Annotated in this window: 11 protein-coding genes; 4 read left to right on the top strand and 7 right to left on the bottom strand. The window is 75.2% G+C overall.

Translation table 11 applies throughout. The features are described 5' to 3' along the window. Nucleotides 1–61: 61 nt before the first annotated feature. Nucleotides 62–316, bottom strand: coding sequence for a DUF397 domain-containing protein (locus tag ABZ452_RS19645; RefSeq protein WP_357944677.1), 255 nt, complete (start codon nucleotides 314–316; stop codon nucleotides 62–64). A 251-nt stretch (nucleotides 317–567) separates the two neighbouring features. On the opposite strand from ABZ452_RS19645, the gene ABZ452_RS19640 reads away from it, so the two are divergent. Continuing rightward, on the top strand, nucleotides 568–1,203 hold the full coding sequence (locus tag ABZ452_RS19640) for a GGDEF domain-containing protein (protein ID WP_357944675.1): 636 nt from the start codon (nucleotides 568–570) through the stop codon (nucleotides 1,201–1,203). A 70-nt stretch (nucleotides 1,204–1,273) separates the two neighbouring features. Here ABZ452_RS19640 and ABZ452_RS19635 read toward each other — a convergent pair whose 3' ends face one another. Further along, nucleotides 1,274–1,768 carry a type II toxin-antitoxin system PemK/MazF family toxin gene (locus ABZ452_RS19635; RefSeq protein WP_357944672.1) on the bottom strand — a complete coding sequence of 165 codons (495 nt, stop codon included), beginning with the start codon at nucleotides 1,766–1,768 and terminating at the stop codon, nucleotides 1,274–1,276. Nucleotides 1,769–1,916: 148 nt separating this feature from the next. Between ABZ452_RS19635 and ABZ452_RS19630 the strand changes: the two genes are divergently transcribed. The 3 genes from ABZ452_RS19630 (at nucleotide 1,917) to ABZ452_RS19620 (ending at nucleotide 4,254) form a co-directional block, all read left to right on the top strand. Next, nucleotides 1,917–2,339, top strand: coding sequence for an OsmC family protein (locus ABZ452_RS19630; protein WP_357944670.1), 423 nt, complete (start codon nucleotides 1,917–1,919; stop codon nucleotides 2,337–2,339). 120 nt (nucleotides 2,340–2,459) lie between these two features. Beyond that, nucleotides 2,460–2,978 (top strand): NUDIX domain-containing protein, encoded by a 519-nt coding sequence (locus tag ABZ452_RS19625; RefSeq protein ID WP_357944668.1) that lies wholly within the window; start codon nucleotides 2,460–2,462, stop codon nucleotides 2,976–2,978. A gap of 40 nt (nucleotides 2,979–3,018) precedes the next feature. Continuing rightward, the gene (locus ABZ452_RS19620; protein WP_357944666.1) at nucleotides 3,019–4,254 is read left to right on the top strand and encodes a hypothetical protein; all 1,236 of its coding nucleotides are present in this window, start codon (nucleotides 3,019–3,021) and stop codon (nucleotides 4,252–4,254) included. A 40-nt stretch (nucleotides 4,255–4,294) separates the two neighbouring features. Here ABZ452_RS19620 and ABZ452_RS19615 read toward each other — a convergent pair whose 3' ends face one another. The 5 genes from ABZ452_RS19615 to ABZ452_RS19595 are packed head-to-tail and all read right to left on the bottom strand — an operon-like array spanning nucleotide 4,295 to nucleotide 19,530. Next, nucleotides 4,295–9,784 carry an amino acid adenylation domain-containing protein gene (locus ABZ452_RS19615; RefSeq protein ID WP_357944663.1) on the bottom strand — a complete coding sequence of 1,830 codons (5,490 nt, stop codon included), beginning with the start codon at nucleotides 9,782–9,784 and terminating at the stop codon, nucleotides 4,295–4,297. Further along, complete coding sequence (locus tag ABZ452_RS19610; RefSeq protein ID WP_357944661.1) at nucleotides 9,784–12,903, bottom strand: amino acid adenylation domain-containing protein; 3,120 nt, start codon at nucleotides 12,901–12,903, stop codon at nucleotides 9,784–9,786. The genes ABZ452_RS19615 and ABZ452_RS19610 overlap by 1 nt, the downstream gene beginning before the upstream one ends. Further along, on the bottom strand, nucleotides 12,900–13,088 hold the full coding sequence (locus ABZ452_RS19605) for an MbtH family NRPS accessory protein (RefSeq protein WP_357944658.1): 189 nt from the start codon (nucleotides 13,086–13,088) through the stop codon (nucleotides 12,900–12,902). Before ABZ452_RS19605 ends, ABZ452_RS19610 begins: the two co-directional genes overlap by 4 nt. A 1-nt stretch (nucleotide 13,089) precedes the next feature. After that, nucleotides 13,090–14,043, bottom strand: a complete 954-nt coding sequence (locus tag ABZ452_RS19600; protein WP_357944655.1) for a TauD/TfdA family dioxygenase — start codon at nucleotides 14,041–14,043, stop codon at nucleotides 13,090–13,092. A gap of 27 nt (nucleotides 14,044–14,070) precedes the next feature. Beyond that, nucleotides 14,071–19,530, bottom strand: a complete 5,460-nt coding sequence (locus tag ABZ452_RS19595; protein WP_357944653.1) for an SDR family NAD(P)-dependent oxidoreductase — start codon at nucleotides 19,528–19,530, stop codon at nucleotides 14,071–14,073. Nucleotides 19,531–19,552: the final 22 nt, after the last annotated feature.

Raw genomic sequence — 19,552 nt, 5'->3', positions numbered from 1 at the left:
GAGTAAGCATGCCATGGACCGACAGTGAGGTGAACTCCTCCGGACGGAGGATGCGGTCCCGTCAGCGGGACGGCGGGCGGACGATCAGGTGGTCGAAGTCGCCGTCGCGGGCGCCGAGCACGAAAGCGGCGATCTCGTCGACCGTGTAGATGAGCGCCGGACCCTCGGGGTGCCGGGAGTTGCGCACCGCGATGCCGCCGCCGTCGGGCAGCTCGGCCAGCTCGACGCAGTTGCCGCTCGGGTTGCTGCGCCGGCTCTTCTGCCACCGCACCGGCGGCAGCTCGCTGGTGGGTACGCCGTTCGAGGGGGGTCGCATGGGGCGTCCTTCGCGGGAAGAGCCAGCCGGTGCCGCGGGGAGGAGCGGTGGGTGGCGACGGGGGGCCGTCTACTGAGGACGGAGATGCACGTGCATCTGCTATTGCATCTGCAATGGACAGCGAGCATGATATCGCACGTGCGGTGTACCCGGACGTTCACGTTCGGTTACCCGGATCCCGGTTGCGAGCAGACAGAACAGGTCCGGCCCGGCACCGTCCGGCGAGGCCGGGTCGCCGTGAGGGAGGGCGCGTGCCGGATCCGATGACCGTCGCCTCCGGCATCTCCGCAGCTGGCGCCCTGGTCTCCGCCTGGCAACTGCGCCGCCGGGCGCTGCGCGCCGAGGCCGAGATCGAGCTGCTCCACGCCGAGCTGGAGGCCGAGCGGCACGCGGCCAGCCACGACCCGCTCACCGGGCTGCCCAACCGGCGGGCCTTCTTCCGGCTGGCCGCCACCCTGCTCACCGACGCCGCCGGCAAGCCGCTCGTGGCGATCGTGCTCGACCTCGACGACTTCAAGCAGGTCAACGACCGATACGGGCACGCCGCGGGTGACCAGGTGCTGGTCAGCGTGGCACAGCGGCTGGCCGCGTTCGCCGGGGACAACCTGGTCGCCCGGCTCGGCGGCGACGAGTTCGCCGGCCTGCTGGTCAGCCCGACGGTGGACCGGCGCTGGATCGAGCACGCCACCCGCCGGCTCTGCGAGGCGCTCGCCGCGCCCATCCCGCTGGGCGCCCGCAGCGTGCGGGTGACCGCCTCGGTGGGGCTCGCCCCGGTGCACGGTCCCGCCCAGCTCACCGACGCGCTGTGCCGGGCCGACGCGGCCATGTACCAGGCCAAGACGGTCGGCGCCGCCCGCGCGGCCCGCCAGCTCGTCGGCGAGTACTGAACCGCCCGGCGGTCAGCCCGGCCGGGACTCCCCGGCGGCCCGGGCCACGAGCGGGCGCTCCGCCCGCCCGTCAGCGCCAGCCGTAGCCGGCCCGCAGCGCCTGACCCACCCGGTCGAACCGCCGCCGGTCCAGCACCGCACCCTCGCGGCGGATGCTGTCCTCGCGCATGGTGAGCACCCGGTCCAGGCGCACCCAGCTGGGCCGCTGGTCCCGGTCCCACTCCCCCGGGCCCAGTGCCAGCCAGTGCCGCTGGCCGTTCCGGTCGCTCTGGCTGGACAGCATCAGCCCGAACAGGGTGCGGCTCTGCCGGCCCACCACCAGCACCGGGCGGTCCTTGCCCTGCCGGGGGTCGTCTTCGTACGGCACCCAGGTCCACACGATCTCCCCCGGGTCGGCCTGGCCGTCCAGCTCCGGCGCGTACGCCAGCTCGCGCCGCTGCAACGCGCTGACCTGACGGCGCCGGGCGACCTGGGCCGGGATCGGCCGGGCGGTAGGGGTGGGCGCGGCCGCGCCCCCGGTGATCCGGCCGAGCCGCGACGCCACGTTCCTCAACAGACCTGCCACGGCGGGCAGCCTATCTCCCGGCCGGGAAGGGACGCGCGGCGGCGGAGGTGGCCCGGGTGGTCGACGCGGGTTCCGACTGAAGCGCCGATCGCCGCCGGCCGACCCGGGGTGGTTGACTCGGGCCTGGTCGGAAGCGGAGGTGGTCGAGATGACCTTCGAGGTACGCACGCGCAGCCTGCCGGGCCGGCCCGCGGCGATCGGCGCGGCGGGCCCGTTCACGCTGGTGGTGGACCGCCCGGCGGACGGCGGCGGGGACGGGCTGGGCTTCAACGGCGGGCAGCTGCTCTACCTGGCGGTCGCCGGCTGCGTCTCGAACGACCTGTTCCGCGAGGCGCGGGCGGCCGGAATCACGCTGCACCGGGTCGAGGTGACCGTGCACGGCGACTTCACCGGTGACCCGGCGGTCTCCACCGAGGTCGGCTACGACGTGCGGGTCGAGGGCGACGCGACCGACGAGCGGCTGCGCGACCTCGTGGCCCGGGTCGACGCCATCGCGGAGATCCCCAACTCGCTGCGCCGGGGCACCCCGGTCCGGCTGCGGCACACCGAGGTGGCCAGCGGCACCGGCTGACCGGGGTCCGAACGGGGCGGCGAGCCCGCCGTGCCGGGCGCGGATCACGGCGACGATCACGGCCCGCTAGCCTGGGCGGGCGCCAGGCCGGGTGCCGCCGCCCCGGCGGAAGGGAGTGCCGTGCATCCGGATCTGCCCCGCGACCTGCCGTTGTTCGAGCGGCAGGCGGTCCGGCTGGTGGTGCTGGACGCCACCGACCGGCTGCTGCTGTTCCACACCCGCGACCCGGACCATCCCGTGCTGGGCACCTGGTGGGAGCTGCCCGGTGGCGGTCTCGACCCCGGGGAGACCTACCTGGAGGCGGCCGTACGGGAACTGCGCGAGGAGACCGGCATCGTGGTCGCGCCGGCCCAGGTGGGCGCGCCGACCTGGCGGCGGCGGGCCAGTTTCCGGCACCGGCAGCGGCGGCACCTCCAGGACGAGGTGGTGGTGCCGGTGCGGCTGCCCGGGCCGGGGCCGGACGTGGACGAGGCGGACCGGCTGGACTACGAGGTGGAGGACTACTTCGGGTTCCGCTGGTGGCCGGTGGCCGAGGTGGTCGCCGACCGGCCGCGCTGCTACCCGGGGCGGCTGCCGGAGCTGCTGCCGGCGTTCCTGGCCGGCGAGGAGATCGACGAGCCGTTCGAGCTGTGGTCCTGACCGGCGTGCCGGACGCGCCGCCGACCGGCACAGTGGAGCGGTGAATCCTCTCCACGCACCCCTGGCCCACTACGCCGAACGGCTGCACCGCGCCGCCGGCGCCGCCCACCACGTCGCCTCGCCGCTGGGCGCCTGGCTGCTGCTCGCGCTGACCGGTCCGGCGGCCACCGGCGAGGCCCGCGCGATCCTCACCGAGGCGCTCGGCACCGACGCGGACGACGCCGCCGCGGCGGCCCGCGCGCTGCTCGCCGAGCCGCACCCGCTGGTCGCCGCGGCCACCGCGCTGTGGGAGCGGACCCCCTTCGAGCAGTTGGCCGGCTGGCGGGCCGGCCTGCCGGAGCGCACCGAGCGGGGCCCGCTGCCCGACCAGCCGGCGCTGGACGCCTGGGCCCGGGAGCGCACCGGCGGCCTGATCGAGCAGTTCCCGGTCGCCGTCACGCCGGACACCCTGCTGATCCTGGCCAGCGCGCTGGCCACCCGGGTGTCCTGGGCCGACCCGTTCCGGGTGGCGCCCGCCGGTGAGCTGGGGGCCGGCAGCGCCTGGGCCGGCCGGCTGCGGCAGGTGCTGCGCACGCCACCGTGGGGGCACCGCTGCTGGGTGGCGGCCACCGACCGGGCCGGCGACGTGGCGGTGCACGCCGCGCCGGCCCGGCCGGCGGATGGCGGGGCCGGGCTGCTGGTGGTGTCGGTGGCCGCCGCGCCGGACGTGCCGGCGGCGGACGTGCTGGCCGCCGCGCAGGACCTCGCCGCGACGGCCGCCACCGTCCCGGGCGGGGCCGAACCGGGCCGCCGGTCGCTGTTCGACCTGCCGCTGGGCGAGACGCCGCTGTGGACGCTGCGGGAGGAGCCGACCCGGACGTTCGCCCGGGACGGCCGGGAGGAGCGGGCCGAGGCGGTGCTGCCCTGCTGGTCGGCGGAGAGCCGGCACGACCTGGCCCCGGCCGGGTTCGGGTTCGACGGGGCGGCGCGGGCCCTGGGCGCGCTGCTCGGGCTGGCGGAGCCGCCGTTCGAGGCGGTGCAGTCGGCGGTGGCCCGGTTCGGGCGGTACGGCTTCGAGGCCGCCGCGGTGACCGCGTTCGCCGTCCCGACCGGGCTGCCGCCCGAGGGCGTCGCGCGGGTCGCGGAGCTGCGGTTCGGGCACCCGTACGCGGTGGTGGCGGTGGCCACCGACGAGGCGGGCGGGCCGTGGCACGGGCTGCCGGTCTACTCGGGGTGGGTGGCCGAGCCGGCGGAACTGCCCGAGGACGAGGCGGCGGACCCGCCGGCGCGGTGGTGAGCGTGGGGGCCTCCGGTTGCCGCCGGAGGCCCCCACCGGCCTAGGCGGCCACCTTCTCCCGCTCGGCGGCCCGGGCGGCCAGCCGCCGCTCCCGCTCCTGCGCGCCGATCAGGTCGTCGGGCAGCGAGTCCTCGACCTCCAGGTCGAAGCGGCGCAGCAGGCGGATCGCGAAGCCGCCCAGGGTGATGAGGATCAGGACCACCCCGAAGCAGACGTACGCGAAACCGATGCCGCGGCCCGGTCCGGTGCCGATCACCGCGCCCACCGACCCGGCGAGGGCCCCGCCCGGGGCGAGCATCGGCTCGAACAGGGCGGTGGCGCCCGGCGCGAGCAGCGCGAAGCCGATGGGCAGGGTGGACCAGGCGATGGTCTGGTTGAGGCTGAACACCCGGCCGTGGAAGCGCTGCGGCACCTTGACCTGGACGATGGTCGCGTAGATGGACTGCGCGGTGGTCATCGCCATGGCCAGCCAACACATGCCCACGCAGATCATCGCGAGCGAGGCGTCCAGGCCGATCAGCACGCAGCCGATCGCGGTGCCCAGGTTGCCGATCAACACGCCGATCATCCGGCGGCGGCGCGGCCCGCCCCAGAGCGACATGAGCACCCCGCCGGCCACCGCGCCGACCGCCTCGGCGAGTGCCACCTGGGCCACCTGGGTCGGGCTGCCGAAGGAGAGCACCAGCGGGGTGGTGAGCACCAGCGCGGGAGCGAGGAAGATGTTGCCCAGCGCGAAGTAGCCGAGCATCAGCCGGAAGCCGCGGTGCTGCCAGGAGTAGCGCATCCCGTTGGCGATGGCCACCAGCAGCCGTTCCCGGGGCCGCCAGCCGAGCAGATCGGGGAAGCGCACCAGGGCCAGGGCGAGTACGGCGATCACGTAGCTGGCCACGTCGATGAGCAGGATGCCCTTCAGGTCGATCGCGGCGAGCAGGCCGGCGGCGAAGACCGGCATGAGCAGGGTGGCCGTGCCCGTGGAGAGCTGGGTGATGCCCATGGCGTGGCCCAGGTAGCGCTTGGGCACGAGCTGCGGCACCGCCGACTGGAACGCGATCCGCTGGAACGACCCGGCGACCGAGCTGAGCGCGACCAGCAGGTAGATGTGCCAGAGCACCAGGTTGTCGGTCCACAGCAGGGTGGCCAGGACCAGCTGGATCGACCCGGCGACGGAGCTGGCCAGCATCATGATCCGGCGCCGGCTGACCCGGTCGACGATGGCGCCGGCCACCGGGAGCATGAGCACGCCGCAGATCAGCGCGAGCGCCCAGAGCAGGCCCAGGTCGGCCACCGACCCGGTCCGGTTGAACAGCCAGATCGGCAGGGCGAACGCGGTCAGCGCCGAGCCGGTGCTCGACACCAGCTGCCCGATCGTGATCGACAGGAAGCGGGCCATGCTCGGCTTGACCGTCGTGCTCGCCGGCCGCTCCTCGGCGCCGACGCGGAGCCGGTCGAGGACCGCCCAGCCGGCGTCCTCGCCCCGCGCCTGCGGGCCGAGGTCGGTGACGTCCCCGGCGACCACGGCCGGGTGCACCCGGGTGACGATCTCGGCAAGTTCCTCGGCCCGGTACTTCAGGAAGAAGTGCCCGGCCTGGTCGAGGACGACCAGCCCGAGGGTGTCGCTGAGGAACTGCCACTCGGCGTACCGCTCGCGGTGGTAGTCGGTGACCGGGTCCTCGGAGCCGACCACCGAGATGATCGGGGCGCGCAGCTTCGTGGCCCGCTGGTCGAGCAGCCGGGTGAAGTACTCCTCCGAGGCACGGGAGTCGGCCCGCATGTTGCTGATGATCCGGTCGGCCTGCTCCGGGTCCAGCTCGTCGGTGTCCACGCCCATCGACTTGAGCCAGCTGGCGTAGTGCTTGTTGCTGCGCAGCTGTTCGAGCCGGTTGCGGGCCGCCGCGAAGAGGCCCTTCGGGCGGGCGAACGGGAACATGGCCCCGATGTAGACGGCGTCGAGGTTCCGCCCGGCCGCCTCGACCTTGCGGGCCACCTCGGCGACGATGGCGCTGCCCACGCCGCAGTGGCCGTAGAGGGCCACCGGCCCCTCGACCCGTTCCAGGATCTCGTCGGCCACCCGGGTGGTCAGCTCGTCGAAGGGCAGCGCGTCCTCGCTGAGGCCCACGTCGTGGCCGGGGATGGCCAGGGACCACAGCGCGTGCCCGGCCGGGAGCGCGTCGGCGAGCGGCTGGTAGACGATGGCGCTGCCGCCGCCGTACGGGACGCAGACGTAGGTGAGCACCCGCTGGGCGGCGGGGATCGGCTTGGTCAGCTCGTAGAGCAGCCGCCGGGGACCGGCCTCGGCGGCGTCACCGGAGATGAACGCGGCCAGCTCGCGGATGGTCCGCTGCTGGAACAGGTCCATGACGCCGACCGCCCGGCCGCCCAGCTCCGCCTTGCGGATCTTCGCGACCACCTGGGTGGCGAGCATGGAGTGCCCGCCCAGGTCGAAGAAGTCGTCGTCGATGCCGAGCGTGTCGACGCCGAGCACCTCGGACCAGATGGCGGCGAGCGCCCGCTCGGTGTCGTCGCGGGGCTCGACCAGCGCCACGGACGCCTCGCGGGTGACCACCGGCGCGGGCAGCGCCTTGCGGTCGAGCTTGCCGTTCGGGGTGAGCGGCAGCGCGTCGAGGGTGACGAACGCGGCCGGCACCATGTATTCCGGCAGGGTCTCCTTGAGCGCCGCCTTCAGCGCCGCGTGCTCGGCCGGCCCGACCAGGTACGCGGTGAGCCGCTTGTCGCCGGGGCTGTCCTCGCGCACGATCACCGCGGCCTCGGTCACCCCGGGCTGCTCGCGCAGCGCGCTCTCGATCTCGCCCAGCTCGATGCGCAGGCCGCGCAGCTTGACCTGGTGGTCGATCCGGCCGAGGAACTCGATGACCCCGGTCCCGTCCGGGCCCGCGACCCAGCGGGCCAGGTCGCCGGTGCGGTAGAGCCGGGCGCCCGGCTCGCCGGAGAAGGGGTCGGGGACGAACTTCTCGGCGGTCAGCGCCGGCCGGCGGTGGTAACCGCGGGCCAGGCCGACGCCGCCGATGTGCAGTTCCCCGGCGACCCCGACCGGGCACTGCGCGCCGGCCGGGTCGAGCACGTGCAGCCGAAGGTTGGCGATCGGCGCGCCGATCGGCACGCTCGCCGCCCCGGCCAGCCGGGCCGGGTCGCAGTGCCAGGCCGTGACGTCGATGGCCGCCTCGGTCGGGCCGTACAGGTTGTGCAGGCCGCACCAGGGCAGCCGGGCCGTGAAGTCGAGCGCGGAGGCCAGCGGCAGCTCCTCGCCGGAGCAGATCACCCGGCGCAGCGCGGTGGCCGCCTCGACGCCCTCCTCGGCGAGGAACACGGTCAGCATGGACGGTACGAAGTGGGCGGTGGTGATGCGCTCGGCGACCAGCAGGTCGCGCAGGTAGCCGGCGTCCTTGTGACCGCCGGGCTTGGCGAGCACGAGCCGGGCGCCGGTGCGCAGCGGCCAGAAGAACTCCCAGACCGACACGTCGAAGCTGGCCGGGGTCTTCTGGAGCACCGCGTCGTCGCCGCCGAGACCGTAGGTCTTCTGCATCCAGTCGAGCCGGTTGACGATGCCCCGGTGGGTGTTCGGCACACCCTTGGGCCGGCCGGTCGAGCCGGAGGTGTAGATGACGTACGCCAGGTGCTGCGGACCAGCGGTGGGCACCGGGTCGGTGGCCGGCTGGTCGGCCCAGACCGTGGCGTCGTCCAGAGCGAGCACCGTGGCGGCGGTGGCCGGCAGCACGTCGCGCAGGTGCTCCTGGACCAGCACCACCGGCGCGTCCGCGTCGGTGACCATGAAGGCGAGCCGGTCGGCCGGGTACTCCGGGTCCAGCGGCAGGTAGGCGCCGCCGGCCTTGAGCACGCCGAGCAGGCCGGCGACCAGCTCGACGGAGCGTTCCGCGCAGACCCCGACCAGGGTCTCCGGGCCGACGCCGGCGGCGCGCAGCCGGTGCGCGATCCGGTTGGCCGCCGCGTTCAGCTCCGCGTAGGTGAGGCTGCGTCCCTCAATGGTGACGGCGACCGCGTCCGGGGTGGCCGCGGCACGCTCCTCGATCGGGCCGTGCAGGGTCTCGTCGCGCGGGAAGTCCGCGGCCGTGTCGTTCCACCCGGCCAGCAGCGCCCGCTCGTCGGCGGGGAGCAGCTCCAGCCGGGAGACCGGGGTGTCCGGCGCGGCCACGATCGCGGCCAGCAGGGTGGTCCACCGCCGGGCCATCCGCTCGACGGTGTCCCGGGTGAACAGGTCGGTGTTGAAGACCAGCTTCCCCCAGAGCCCGTCGACGGTCTCCACCGCGTGCAGCTCGAAGTCGAACCGGGTGGCCCGCAGCTCCATGGGGGTCCACTCGAAGGTGACCTCGTCGCTGCGGGACACCCCGCGGAACCGGCCCATCTCGTAGTTCTGCAGCACGAACATGGTCTGGAACACCGGGGAGCGGCTGACGTCCCGGGGCAGCCCCAGCTCGTGGACGACCTTCGCGAAGGGCACCTCGGCGTGCTCGAAGCCGTCGAGCACGGTGCGCCGGGTACGCGCCAGCAGCTCCGTGAAGGTGGGGTCGCCGGCCAGCTCGGCGCGCAGCGGCAGCATGTTGATGAACATGCCGACGACGTTCTCCAGCTCCGGCGCGGAGCGGCCGGCCACCGAGGCGCCGACGGCGAAGTCGTCCTGACCGGCGTGCCGGGCCAGCAGCACCTGGTACGCGGCGAGCAGCGTCATGAACAGCGTGCCGCCGGTGGCCCGGGTGAGCGCGTTGAGCGCCTCGGTGGCCGCCGGGTCGAGCTGGAACTCGACGAAGTCGCCCCGGTAGGTCTGAGTGGCCGGGCGGGGCCGGTCCAGCGGCAGTTCGAGCGGCGTGATGCCGGCCAGCCGATCCTTCCAGTAGTCGACGTGCGCCCGGGCCTGCGGGCCGTCCAGCTCCCCGGCCTCCCAGACGGCGAAGTCGCCGTACTGGATGGGCAGGGCGGGCGGCTCGCCGCCCCGGTAGAGGGTGATGAGGTCGCGCAGCAGCACGTCCACCGACCAGCCGTCGCCCACGATGTGGTGCTGGCCGAGGAAGAGGATGTGGTCGTCGATGGCCAGCCGGATCAGCAGGGCCCGCAGCAGCGGCCCGTCCGCCAGGTCGAACGGCTCGGCGGCGGCCGCGTCCACCAGCGCCTGCGCGCTCGCCTCGTCCGGCGCGTCCACGATGGTCAGCGGCACCTCGACGGACTCCTCCACCACCACGGTGGGGCGGCCGTCGGCGTCGGCCGGGAAGCGGGTGCGCTGCGACTCGTGCCGGGCGGCGAGCGCGGCCAGGGCCGCGCGCAGCGCCTCGACGTCGAGCGGGCCGCGCACCCGCAGCGGCACCGCGATGTGGTACGCCGCCTCGCCCGGGGCGAGCTGGTCCATGAACCAGACCCGCTCCTGGGCGTACGACAGCGGCACCTCGGTGCCGGGGGGCCGGGGGGTGATCCGGGCCGCGGGGGCGGCCTGGCGGGCGCGCAGTCGCTTGGCGATCAGCGCCTGCCGGGCCGCCTCGCGGGCCGGATCCTTCAGGTCGGTCATCAGCTGCTTTCCTCTTCCGCCGCGAGCAGCGCGGCGACCTCGCTGTCGGAGAGCCCATCGAGTTCCGCGGCGATCCGCTGCTCGATCTGGGCGGCCAGGTCCGCCACCACGGGGCTGCCGAACAGCGCCCGCATGGGCAGGTCGACGTCCACCTCGGCACGGATCCGGGCCATCGCCCGCATGCCGCGCAGCGAGTTGCCGCCGAGAGTGAAGAAGTCGTCCAGGGCGCCGACCTTCTCCACCTGGAGGATCTCGGCGTACACCTCGGCGACCAGGGCCTCGGCCTCGGTGCGCGGCGCCACGTAGGCGTCCTGCGCCGGCGCGGCGGCGGCCGGCGCGGGCAGCGCGGCCCGGTCCAGCTTGCCGTTCGGCGTCAGCGGCAGCGCGTCGAGCCGGACCAGGGCCGCCGGCACCAGGTGCGCGGGCAGCTCACGGGCCAGCTCGGCGCGGACCGAGTCCTCGTGCGCGGGGCCGACCAGGTAGCCGACAAGGGTCGGCTCACCGGTGTCGGTGCGCACCGCCGCGGCGACCGCCCGGACGTCCGGGTGGGCCAGCAGGGCGGCCTCGACCTCGCCCAGCTCGATGCGCATGCCGCGCACCTTGACCTGGTCGTCCCGGCGGCCCAGGTAGTCCAGGGTGCCGTCGGGACGCCAGCGGGCCAGGTCGCCGGTCGCGTACATCCGGGCGCCGGGCGGGCCGTAGGGGCAGGGCAGGAAGCGCTCGGCGGTGAGGCCGGGGCGGCGGTGGTACCCGCGGGCCAGCTGGGCGCCGGTCACGTACAGCTCGCCGACCACGCCCGGGGGCACCGGCTGGAGGGCGGCGTCGAGCAGCAGCGCCCGGGTGTTCCAGGTGGGCGTGCCGATCGGCACCGGGCCCGGCGGGACCGGCTCGCCGGGGGCGGTCCGGGCGGCCACGCAGCCCACGGTGGCTTCGGTCGGGCCGTACTCGTTGATGACCGCCACGTCGGGGTGGGCGGCCCGCCAGCCGGCGAGCTGCTCGCCGGTGAGCGCCTCGCCGCCGATCACCAGGTCGGTGGTGGGCGACAGCTCGCCGTCGAGCAGCGGCAGGTGGCTCGGGGTGACCTTGAGGAAGGCCGGCCGGCCGCCGGCCCGGGCGGCCGGCTCGTCGATCGCGGCGAGCCGGACCGTGCCGCCGGCGGTGAGCGTGCCGAGCAGGCCGGTGACGGTGAGGTCGAAGGAGACCGGCGAGTGCAGCAGCGCGGTGCCGGCCAGCCCCGGGTAGGTGTCCCGGGCCCAGGCCAGGTAGGCGCTCACCGCCCGGTGCTCCACCACGACGCCCTTGGGCCGCCCGGTGGAGCCGGACGTGTAGAGCACGTACGCCGGGTGCTCGGGGCGCAGCGGGGCCCGCCGGTCGGCGTCGGTCAGGTCGCCGTCGGGCTGGTCCGCGCCGAGCTCGCCGTCGAGCACCAGCGCCCCGCCGGGCACCAGGGCGGCCGTGTCCGGGGTGGCCACCACGAGGGCCGGCGCGGCGTCCTCCAGCAGGTAGGCGATCCGCCCGGCCGGGTACGCGGTGTCCACCGGCACGTACGCGGCGCCGGACTTCAGCACGGCGAGCATCGCCACCACCAGCTCGCAGGAGCGGGGCAGGGCGAGCGCGACCCGGTCCTCCGGGCCGGCGCCGCGGGCCACCAGCAGCCGGGCCAGCCGGTTCGCGGCGGTGTTCAGCTCGGCGTACGTCAGCGGCACACCGTCGCAGACCAGCGCGGTGGCGTCCGGGGTGGCCGCGGCCCGCCGCTGCACCTCGTCGACCACGGTGGCCGGCGGCACCTCGCGGGCCGTGTCGTTCCAGGCGCCCAGGACCAGGTCGCGCTCGGCGTCGGTGAGCAGCGGCAGCGCGGCGACGGTCCGCTCCGGGTCGGCCACCGCGGCGGTGAGCAGCCCGACGTACCGGCGCACCACCGTCTCGGCGGTGGCCCGGTCGAACAGCGCCGTCCGGTAGACCAGGCGGCACTCCCCGGCCGTGATGTCGAAGGCCAGGTCGTCCTTCGTGGTGCCCAGCTCCACCGGGTCGAGACCGGAGTCCGGGATGTAGTTCAGCGCCGTCTGGAAGATCGGCTGCACCGACGGGTCCCGCTGCGGGTCGACCGCCTCGACGATCTTCTGGAACGGGGTCTGCCCGTGCTCCATGGCGTCGACCAGGCCGTCGCGGACGCGGCCGAGCAGCGCGGCGAAGGACGGGTCGCCGGAGACGTCGCAGCGCAGCGCCACCGGGTTGACGAACATGCCGATCAGCGGGGCCAGCTCGGGGGTGTCCCGGCCCGCGGTGGAGACGCCGACCACCACGTCGGTGTCGCCGGAGATCCGCGACAGCAGCGCCGCGAAACCGGCCAGGAGCACCATGTACGGCGTGGCCGCCGCCCCGGCCGCCAGCCGGCCGACCCGGTCGAGCAGCCCGTCGGGCAGGTCGAAGCGCACCTCGTCGCCGGCGAAGCCGAGCTGGGCCGGGCGGGGCCGGTCCAGCGGCAGGTTGGTCACCGGCGGCGCGCCGGCCAGGTGGCCGGTCCAGAAGGCGAGCTGCCGGTCCAGTTCCGCCCCGGTGAGCTGGTCCCGCTGCCAGACCGCGAAGTCGGCGTACTGGATGGGCAGCTCGGGCACGGCGGGCTCGGCGCCGCTCTGCGCGGCCGCGCCGAACGCGGCGAGTTCGTGGTGGAACAGGACCGCCGAATGGCTGTCGAAGACGGCGTGGTGCGCCACGAAGACCAGCGCCCAGTCGCCGTCGAGACGGACCAGCCGGGCCCGCCACAGCGGCGGCGCGTCCAGCGGGATCGGGGTACGGGCCAGCTCGGCGCGGATCGCCTCGAACGCGGCCAGCCGCGCCGACTCCGGCAGGTGGCTCAGGTCGGCGGTGGGCAGCGGGACCGGCTCGTGCGCCCGGACCACCTGCACGAGCGCGCCGTCGTCCTCCCGCAGGTGGGTGCGGAGCGCCTCGTGCCGGGCCACCACCCGGTTGACCACGTCGCTGGCCGCGGCGGCGTCGAGGCCGGCCGGGAAGCGCCACGGGACGGACACGTTGAACACCGGCGAGCCGGCGTCGAGCTGGTTGGCCATCCACACGCGCTCCTGCGCGAAGGAGGCCGGGAACGTCCACTCCTGCGTCATGAGTGGGCCTCGCGGACGGAGCGGGGACGCATGTCGGTCCAGACCGTGTCGACGTGGGCCAGGCACTCCTCGCGGGTGCCGGCGAAGCCGGTGTCGTGCCAGCCCGCGGGGAGGTCCCGGTCGGCCGACCAGATCGAGTACTGCTCCTCGTCGTTGCGGACGACCAGGAATCGGGGTTCGGCCATGTCAGTTCGCTCCAGGGGTGTCGGGGGTGTGCGGCTCGGCCATCGCCACGGCGATCTTGCGAGGGCCGGTGAACGGCTCCCGGCCGTGCGCGGCCGTCATGTTGTCCACCACCAGCACGTCGTCGCGCTGGTAGTCGAAGCGGACGGTGGCCGCCCGGTAGGCGGCGCGGAGGTGGTCCATGACGTCGGCGGGGATCTCGCCGCCGTCGCCGTAGTAGGTGTTCGACGGCAGCCCGTCGGCGCCGAACATGGCCAGCAGCCCCTCCTGGTAGTCCTTCGGGAGGGTGCTCACGTGGAAGAACGTGGCGTGGTTGAACCAGCGCGGGGTGTCCGAGCCGGGCCGGTGGTGCACCACGTCCCGCACCGCCCGGGTGCGCAGACCGTCCTTGCCGACCCACTCCACGGTGATCCCGTTGGCCGCCGCGTACGCCTCGACCTCGGACCGGTTCTCGGTGTTGAACACCTCCTGCCAGCGGGTGCCGAAGTCGCCGTGGAAGTTGCGCACCAGCATCCAGCGCCGCCGGACGAACTCCTCGCGCACGGCCGGGTCGATCAGGTCGTGGACCCGGCGGACGTCGGCGAGCGGGGTGGCGCCCCGGGTCTCCGGCGCGGTGATGCAGTAGAAGAACAGGGTCAGCGGCCAGCGCGCCTGGTACGAGTTCTCGTTGTGCAGGAAGATCTCCTCGTCCGGCGGGTAGTCGGTCGAGGTGTAGACCCGGCCCTTGATCGAGTGCCGGGGCGAGGAACGCTCCGTGTAGGTCAGCGGCTCGCCGGACAGGGCGCGGACCACCCCGTCGAAGCCGTCCACCCCGCCGACGCCGAAGCCGCGGAACAGCAGCCCGCCGTGCTCGACGAGGGTGGCCCGCAGCTCGGCGCGGCGGGCCGCGATCAGGTCGGTCAGGGCGCGGCCGTCGTTCTCGACGACCACCGGCAGCGTGGCGATCGTGTCGCTCATGATGCGGTGTCTCCTTGTCGGTCGTGGTCAGGCGCGGGGCAGCCGCGGGATGGCCGGGATCGCCGCCGGCGCGGCCGGTTCGTCGGCGGGCTGGCTGGCCCGCAGCTCCTCGATCCGGACGGCCAGCCCGGCGACCGTGGGGGTCTCGAAGAGGCTGCGCATGGGCAGCCGGACCCCGGTGGCCTTGCGCATCGCGGCGATCAGCTGCACCGCGACCAGCGAGTTGCCGCCGAGGGCGAAGAAGTCGTCGTCCACGCCGACGTCGGTCACGCCGAGGCCGTCGCGCCAGACCTGGGCGATGGTCTTCTCCAGCTCGGTCGAGGGCGCGGCCGAGCCACCGCCCGTGCCGGCGGCCGCGGTGGCCGGGGTGTCGGTCTCCGCCTCCAGGCTGTCCGTGGTCACCCGGGCCGAGCGGCGCCGGATGTCGGCGACGGTGCGGGTGGTGATGACCACCTGCGCGCCCAGGCCGGCGGTGAGGCTGCGGCGGAACGCCTCGGCCCCGTCGACCGGCCGGATGTCCTCGGTGACCGGTGCCGGCGCAGCGCCGGCGGCGGCCGGGGCGTCGGCGAGGCCGCCGGTCACCGCGCCCTGGTCCACCTTGCGCAGCACGAAGTCGCTGATCGCGACCAGTTCCCGGCCCTCGGTGTCGCGCAGCGACAGGTCGGCCGCCACCACCTCCTCGGTGGCGCTGGGCCGGTGCCGCAGGTGACTGTGGAAGGCCGCCGGCAGCGCCCCGCGCACCACGATCCGGCCGTACGACAGCGGCAGGTAGGTGCCCGAGCCCTGGCCGCGCCCGAAGGCGGTGGCCACGTCCAGCAGCGCCGGGTGCAGGCCCCAGGAGGGCAGGTCGTCCAGCGCGGCGGCGGGCGCCTCGACCCGGGCCAGCTCCTCCCCCTCGGCCAGGTGGTGCTCGGCCAGCGCGGCCCAGCGGGGGCCGAAGGTGAGCATGCTGGTGCGGCCCCGGCCGAAGGAGGCGTCGTCGTCGACCCGGCGGCCGGCGACGGCGGGCGTGCCGGCCGGCGGGGCGGGCTCGGTGGTCCAGCCGGCCGCGCCGCGCACGTGGGTGCGGAGCGTTCCGGCGGCCAGGCTGGCCACGGTGAAGTCGACCCCGTCCTCGGCCGGCGTCAGCTCCACCCGGTACTGGGCGACCGTGCCGTCCGGCACCGAGAACGGCTCCAGGAAGACCACGTCCCGCAGTTCCACGGCGGCGTCGGGCGCCGGGGCGGGCAGCGCGGCGGTCACCGCGGCCCGCACCGACTCCAGGTGGGCGGTGCCCGGCACCACCGGCACCCCGCCGATCCGGTGCTCGTCGAGCAGCCAGTGGGTGCCGGCGGAGACCAGGCCGTGCAGGACCGTGCCGTCCGGACCGGTCACCCGGGTGGTGAGCACCGGGTGGTCCACCGGGGCGCTGACGGTGTCCCGCCCGGCGGCCCGGAAGGCGGCCGGCGCGTTCGTCTCCACGGCCATGCCGACCTCGGCCCAGCCGCCCCAGTTCTGCGAGACCACCGGGGCGCGGAAGCCGGCGCCGGCGCGCGCCCAGGCGTCCAGGAAGCTGTTCGCCGCGCAGTAGTCGACCTGGCCGAAACCGCCGATCACGGCGGTGATCGAGGAGCAGAGCGCCACGAAGTCCAGCGGCAGGTCACCGAAGACCTGGGCCAGGGCGAGGGTGCCGGCGAGCTTCGGGGCGAGCACCCGCTCCGCCTCCGCCCGGTCCTTGATCTCGGCCATGCCACCACCGGGCAGGCCGGCGGCGTGCACGATGCCGTCCAGCCCGCCGAACCGTGTCTCGGCGGCGTCGCGTACGCGGCGCAGGTCGTCGGGGTCGGTGACGTCGGCGGCGAGCACCAGCACCTCGGCCCCGGCCGCCTCCATCCGGCGGATCGCCGCGATGGCCCGGCCGGCCCGGTCGGCGCCGCCGTGCACCGCCAGGTGCTCGTCCCACCGGTCCCGCTCGGGCAGGCCGGAGCGGGCCAGCAGCACCAGCTTGGCCCGGGCGCGGCGGGCGAAGTCCTCGGCCAGGGTGACGCCGATGCCGCCGAGACCACCGGTGATCAGGTAGCGCCCGGCCTCGCGCAGCACGCCCGGCTCGGCCTCGGCGTCCACGGTGACCTGCTCGTAGCCGGCCACCCAGCGCCGGTCGCGGCGCAGCGCCACCTCCGGGTGCTCGGGATCGGCCGGGCCGCGCAGCTCGGCCGCGAGCGCCGCGACCCCGCGCGCGGCGGTGTCCGCGTCGACCAGCCGGACGGTGAGCCCGGGCAGCTCGACGGGGAGCACCCGGGCCAGGCCCGCCAGGGTGGCGTGCTCCGGCCGGACCAGGTCGTCGCCACGTACGTCGCCGATGCCGGTGGTGACCAGGTCGAGGCGGATCCCCTCCTCGTCGGCGGTCAGCCCGGCGCCGGCGAGCGCCTGCACCAGGTGCAGCGCGCTGAAGAAGCCCCGGTCCTGGGCGGCCCAGGCGGCGGCGATGTCGGTGCCGGCCGGCTCGCCGTCGAGGGCGTAGGCGTGCACGATCCGGCGGGGCAGGTCGGCGCCGAGCGCGGCGACCAGCGCCTCGTGGTCCTCGCGGACGCCGGGGCGCAGCCGGAAGCCGCCGGTGGTGGCCGCGAAGGCGTCGCCGGCGCGTACCTCGACGGGGTCGTCGCCGGCGGCGCGCAACGCGGCGACGAGCGCCTCCCCGCGCGGGCCGTCGGCCAGCACGAGGCACCGGCCCAGCGGGACGACGGTCCGAGCCGGGGCGGCCTGCCGCCACACCGGCACCGCGAACCACTCCGGCAGCGGCCGGGGCCCGGTCTCGACCGGGGCGGCCGCCTGCTGCACCGGGTCCGGGTCGACCCAGTAGCGGCGCCGCTCGAACGGGTAGGTGGGCAGCGGCACCCGCCGGGCGTCGGGGTCGGCGGCCAGGGTCACCGGGATTCCGGCGCACCAGAGCGCGCCGGCGCTGCCGAGCAGGGTGGCCAGGTCGCCGGTCGGCTCGCCCGGCCCGGGGAGGCTGCCCAGCGGGGTCAGCTTCCGCTGCGCCTCGGAGGCCTTGGCGACCTGCATCCGGGCCAGGTTGGCGAGCTGCCGGCCCGGGCCGCACTCGACCAGCGCCCAGGTGCCCTCGGCCAGCAGGGTGGCCACGCAGGCGCCGAAGCGGACCGGTCGGCGCAGGTGCGCCGCCCAGTACGCGGGGTCGGTGGCCTGCGCCTCGGTGATCCAGGTGCCGGTCACGTTGGACAGGAACGGCACGGCCGGCGGGCGCAGCGGCACGCTCGCCATGAGCGCGGTGAACTCGTCGAGGATCGGGTCCATCATCGGCGAGTGGAAGGCGTGCGACGTGCGCAGCAGCTTGGATTTGTTCTTGCCGCCCAGGCTCGCGGCGAACTCCTCGACCAGCGCGGTCTCCCCGGCCACCACGCAGGTGCCCGGGCCGTTGACCGTGGCCACGGACAGGCCCTCGGGCAGCCGGTCGGCGACCGCCGACTCGTCCAGCGTCACGGCGAGCATCGAGCCGGCCGGCAGCGAGTGCATGAGCCGGCCCCGGGCCGCCACCACCCGCAGCGCGTCGGGGAGGGTGAGCACGCCGGCCACGGTGGCGGCGACGTACTCGCCGATGGAGTGGCCGAGCATCGCGGCCGGGGCCACCCCGGCCCGCTGCCAGGCGGTGGCCAGGGCGTACTCGACGGTGAACAGGGCGGGCTGGGTGTAGCGGGTCTGGGTGAGCTTGTCCCCCGCCTCCGGGTCGCGGCCGAGGATCAGGTCCCGGATGTCCAGGCCCAGCTCGGGGCGGAGCAGCTCGGCGCACTCGTCCACGGTGGCCGCGAAGGCCGGGTCCTCGGCGTACAGCTCGGCGCCCATGCCGGCGTACTGGGACCCCTGGCCGCTGAACAGGTAGGCGACCCGCGGGGCGGGGCCGTCGAGGGCGCCGCGGTGCCCCTTGCGCTTGTCGCGCAGGGCGGCCGCGGCGGACGGCAGGTCGGTGGCGACCACGGCGGCGCGGTGCGGGTACTGCTGGCGGCCGACCCGCAGGGTGTGCGCGACGTCGGCGAGCAGTTCGGGACCACCCGCGGTGCCGCTCTCCAGGTGGTCGGCGAGGCGCTTCACCGCGGTGTCCAGGGCGGTCGGGGTCTTCGCCGAGACCTGGAGCAGGTGCGCGGGGCGGACCCGCCGCTCGGTCCGGTACGCGGCCGGCGCCTCCTCCAGCACCACGTGGGCGTTGGTGCCGCCGATGCCGAACGAGCTGACGCCGGCACGCCGGGGCCCGCCGTCGGTGTCCCACTTGGTCAGCGTGTTCGCCACGTAGAACGGGGTGTCGGCGAAGTCGATGCCCGGGTTCGGGGTCTCGTAGTTGATGGTCGGCGGGATGAGGCCGTGTTCCATGGCCAGCACCGTCTTGATCACGCTGACGATGCCGGAGGGCTGGCTGAGGTGGCCGATGTTGGACTTCACCGAGCCGATGCCGCACCAGCCCCGGTCGTCGGTGTCCTTGGTGTACACCGCGGAGAGGGCGGCGATCTCGATCGGGTCGCCGAGCGCCGTGCCGGTGCCGTGCGCCTCGACGTAGCTGATGGTGCGCGGGTCGATGCCGGCCAGGCCGACGGCCTGGGCGACCGCCTCCATCTGGCCGTCGATGCTGGGCGCGGTGAAGCCCACCTTGCCGGCGCCGTCGTTGTTGATCGCGTTGCCGAGCACCACGGCACGGATGGTGTCGCCGTCGGCGATCGCGTCGGAGAGGCGCTTGAGCAGGGTGACACCCACACCGCTGCCCCAGACCGTGCCGTTGGCTCCGGCGTCGAACGGGCGGCAGCGGCCGTCCGGGGAGGTGAAGCCGTCCATGCCGAGGTAGCCGATGTGCGGCAGCTCGATGTTGACCCCGCCGGCCAGCGCCATGTCGCACTCGCCGTTGCGCAGCGCCTCGCAGGCCAGGTGGAACGCCACCAGCGAGGTGGAGCAGGCGGTGTGCACGGTGAGGCTGGGCCCGCGCAGGTCGAGCCGGTATGAGACATTGGTGGCCACGTAGTTCGGCGAGTTGCCGGTGGCGAGGGAGACCGCGCCGTGCGGACTGCCGCCGACCCGCTTGTTGCGCAGCACGTTGCGGTGCAGGTAGGTGTTGCCGCCGGTGCCGGCGTAGACGCCGACCGCGCCGTCGTAGCGGGCCGGGTCGTAGCCGCCGTCCTGGAGCGCCGTGTAGCAGGTCTCCAGGAAGAGGCGGTGCTGCGGGTCGGTGATCTCGGCCTCGCGGGCGGTCATCCCGAACAGGCCGGCGTCGAACTCGTCGTAGCCGTCGACCAGCGGGGCGCGGTTCACCCAGCCGGGGTCGTCGACCTCCTCGGGCGTGGCGCCGCGGGCGATCTGCTCGTCGCGGGTCAGCTCGGTCACCGACTCGACGCCGTCGACCAGGTTGCGCCAGAACTCGTCGACGTCGCCCGCGCCGGGTAGGCGGGCGGCGAGCCCGACGATCGCGATCGGTTCGATGCCGTCGTCGGTGGTGGGAATGTCGTTCTGCATCGGGGTTGTCCTTAGCTCACGC

Source organism: Micromonospora sp. NPDC005707 (assembly GCF_040631005.1).
Lineage (GTDB): Bacteria > Actinomycetota > Actinomycetes > Mycobacteriales > Micromonosporaceae > Micromonospora.
This window is presented reverse-complemented; position numbering and strand designations above follow the sequence as displayed.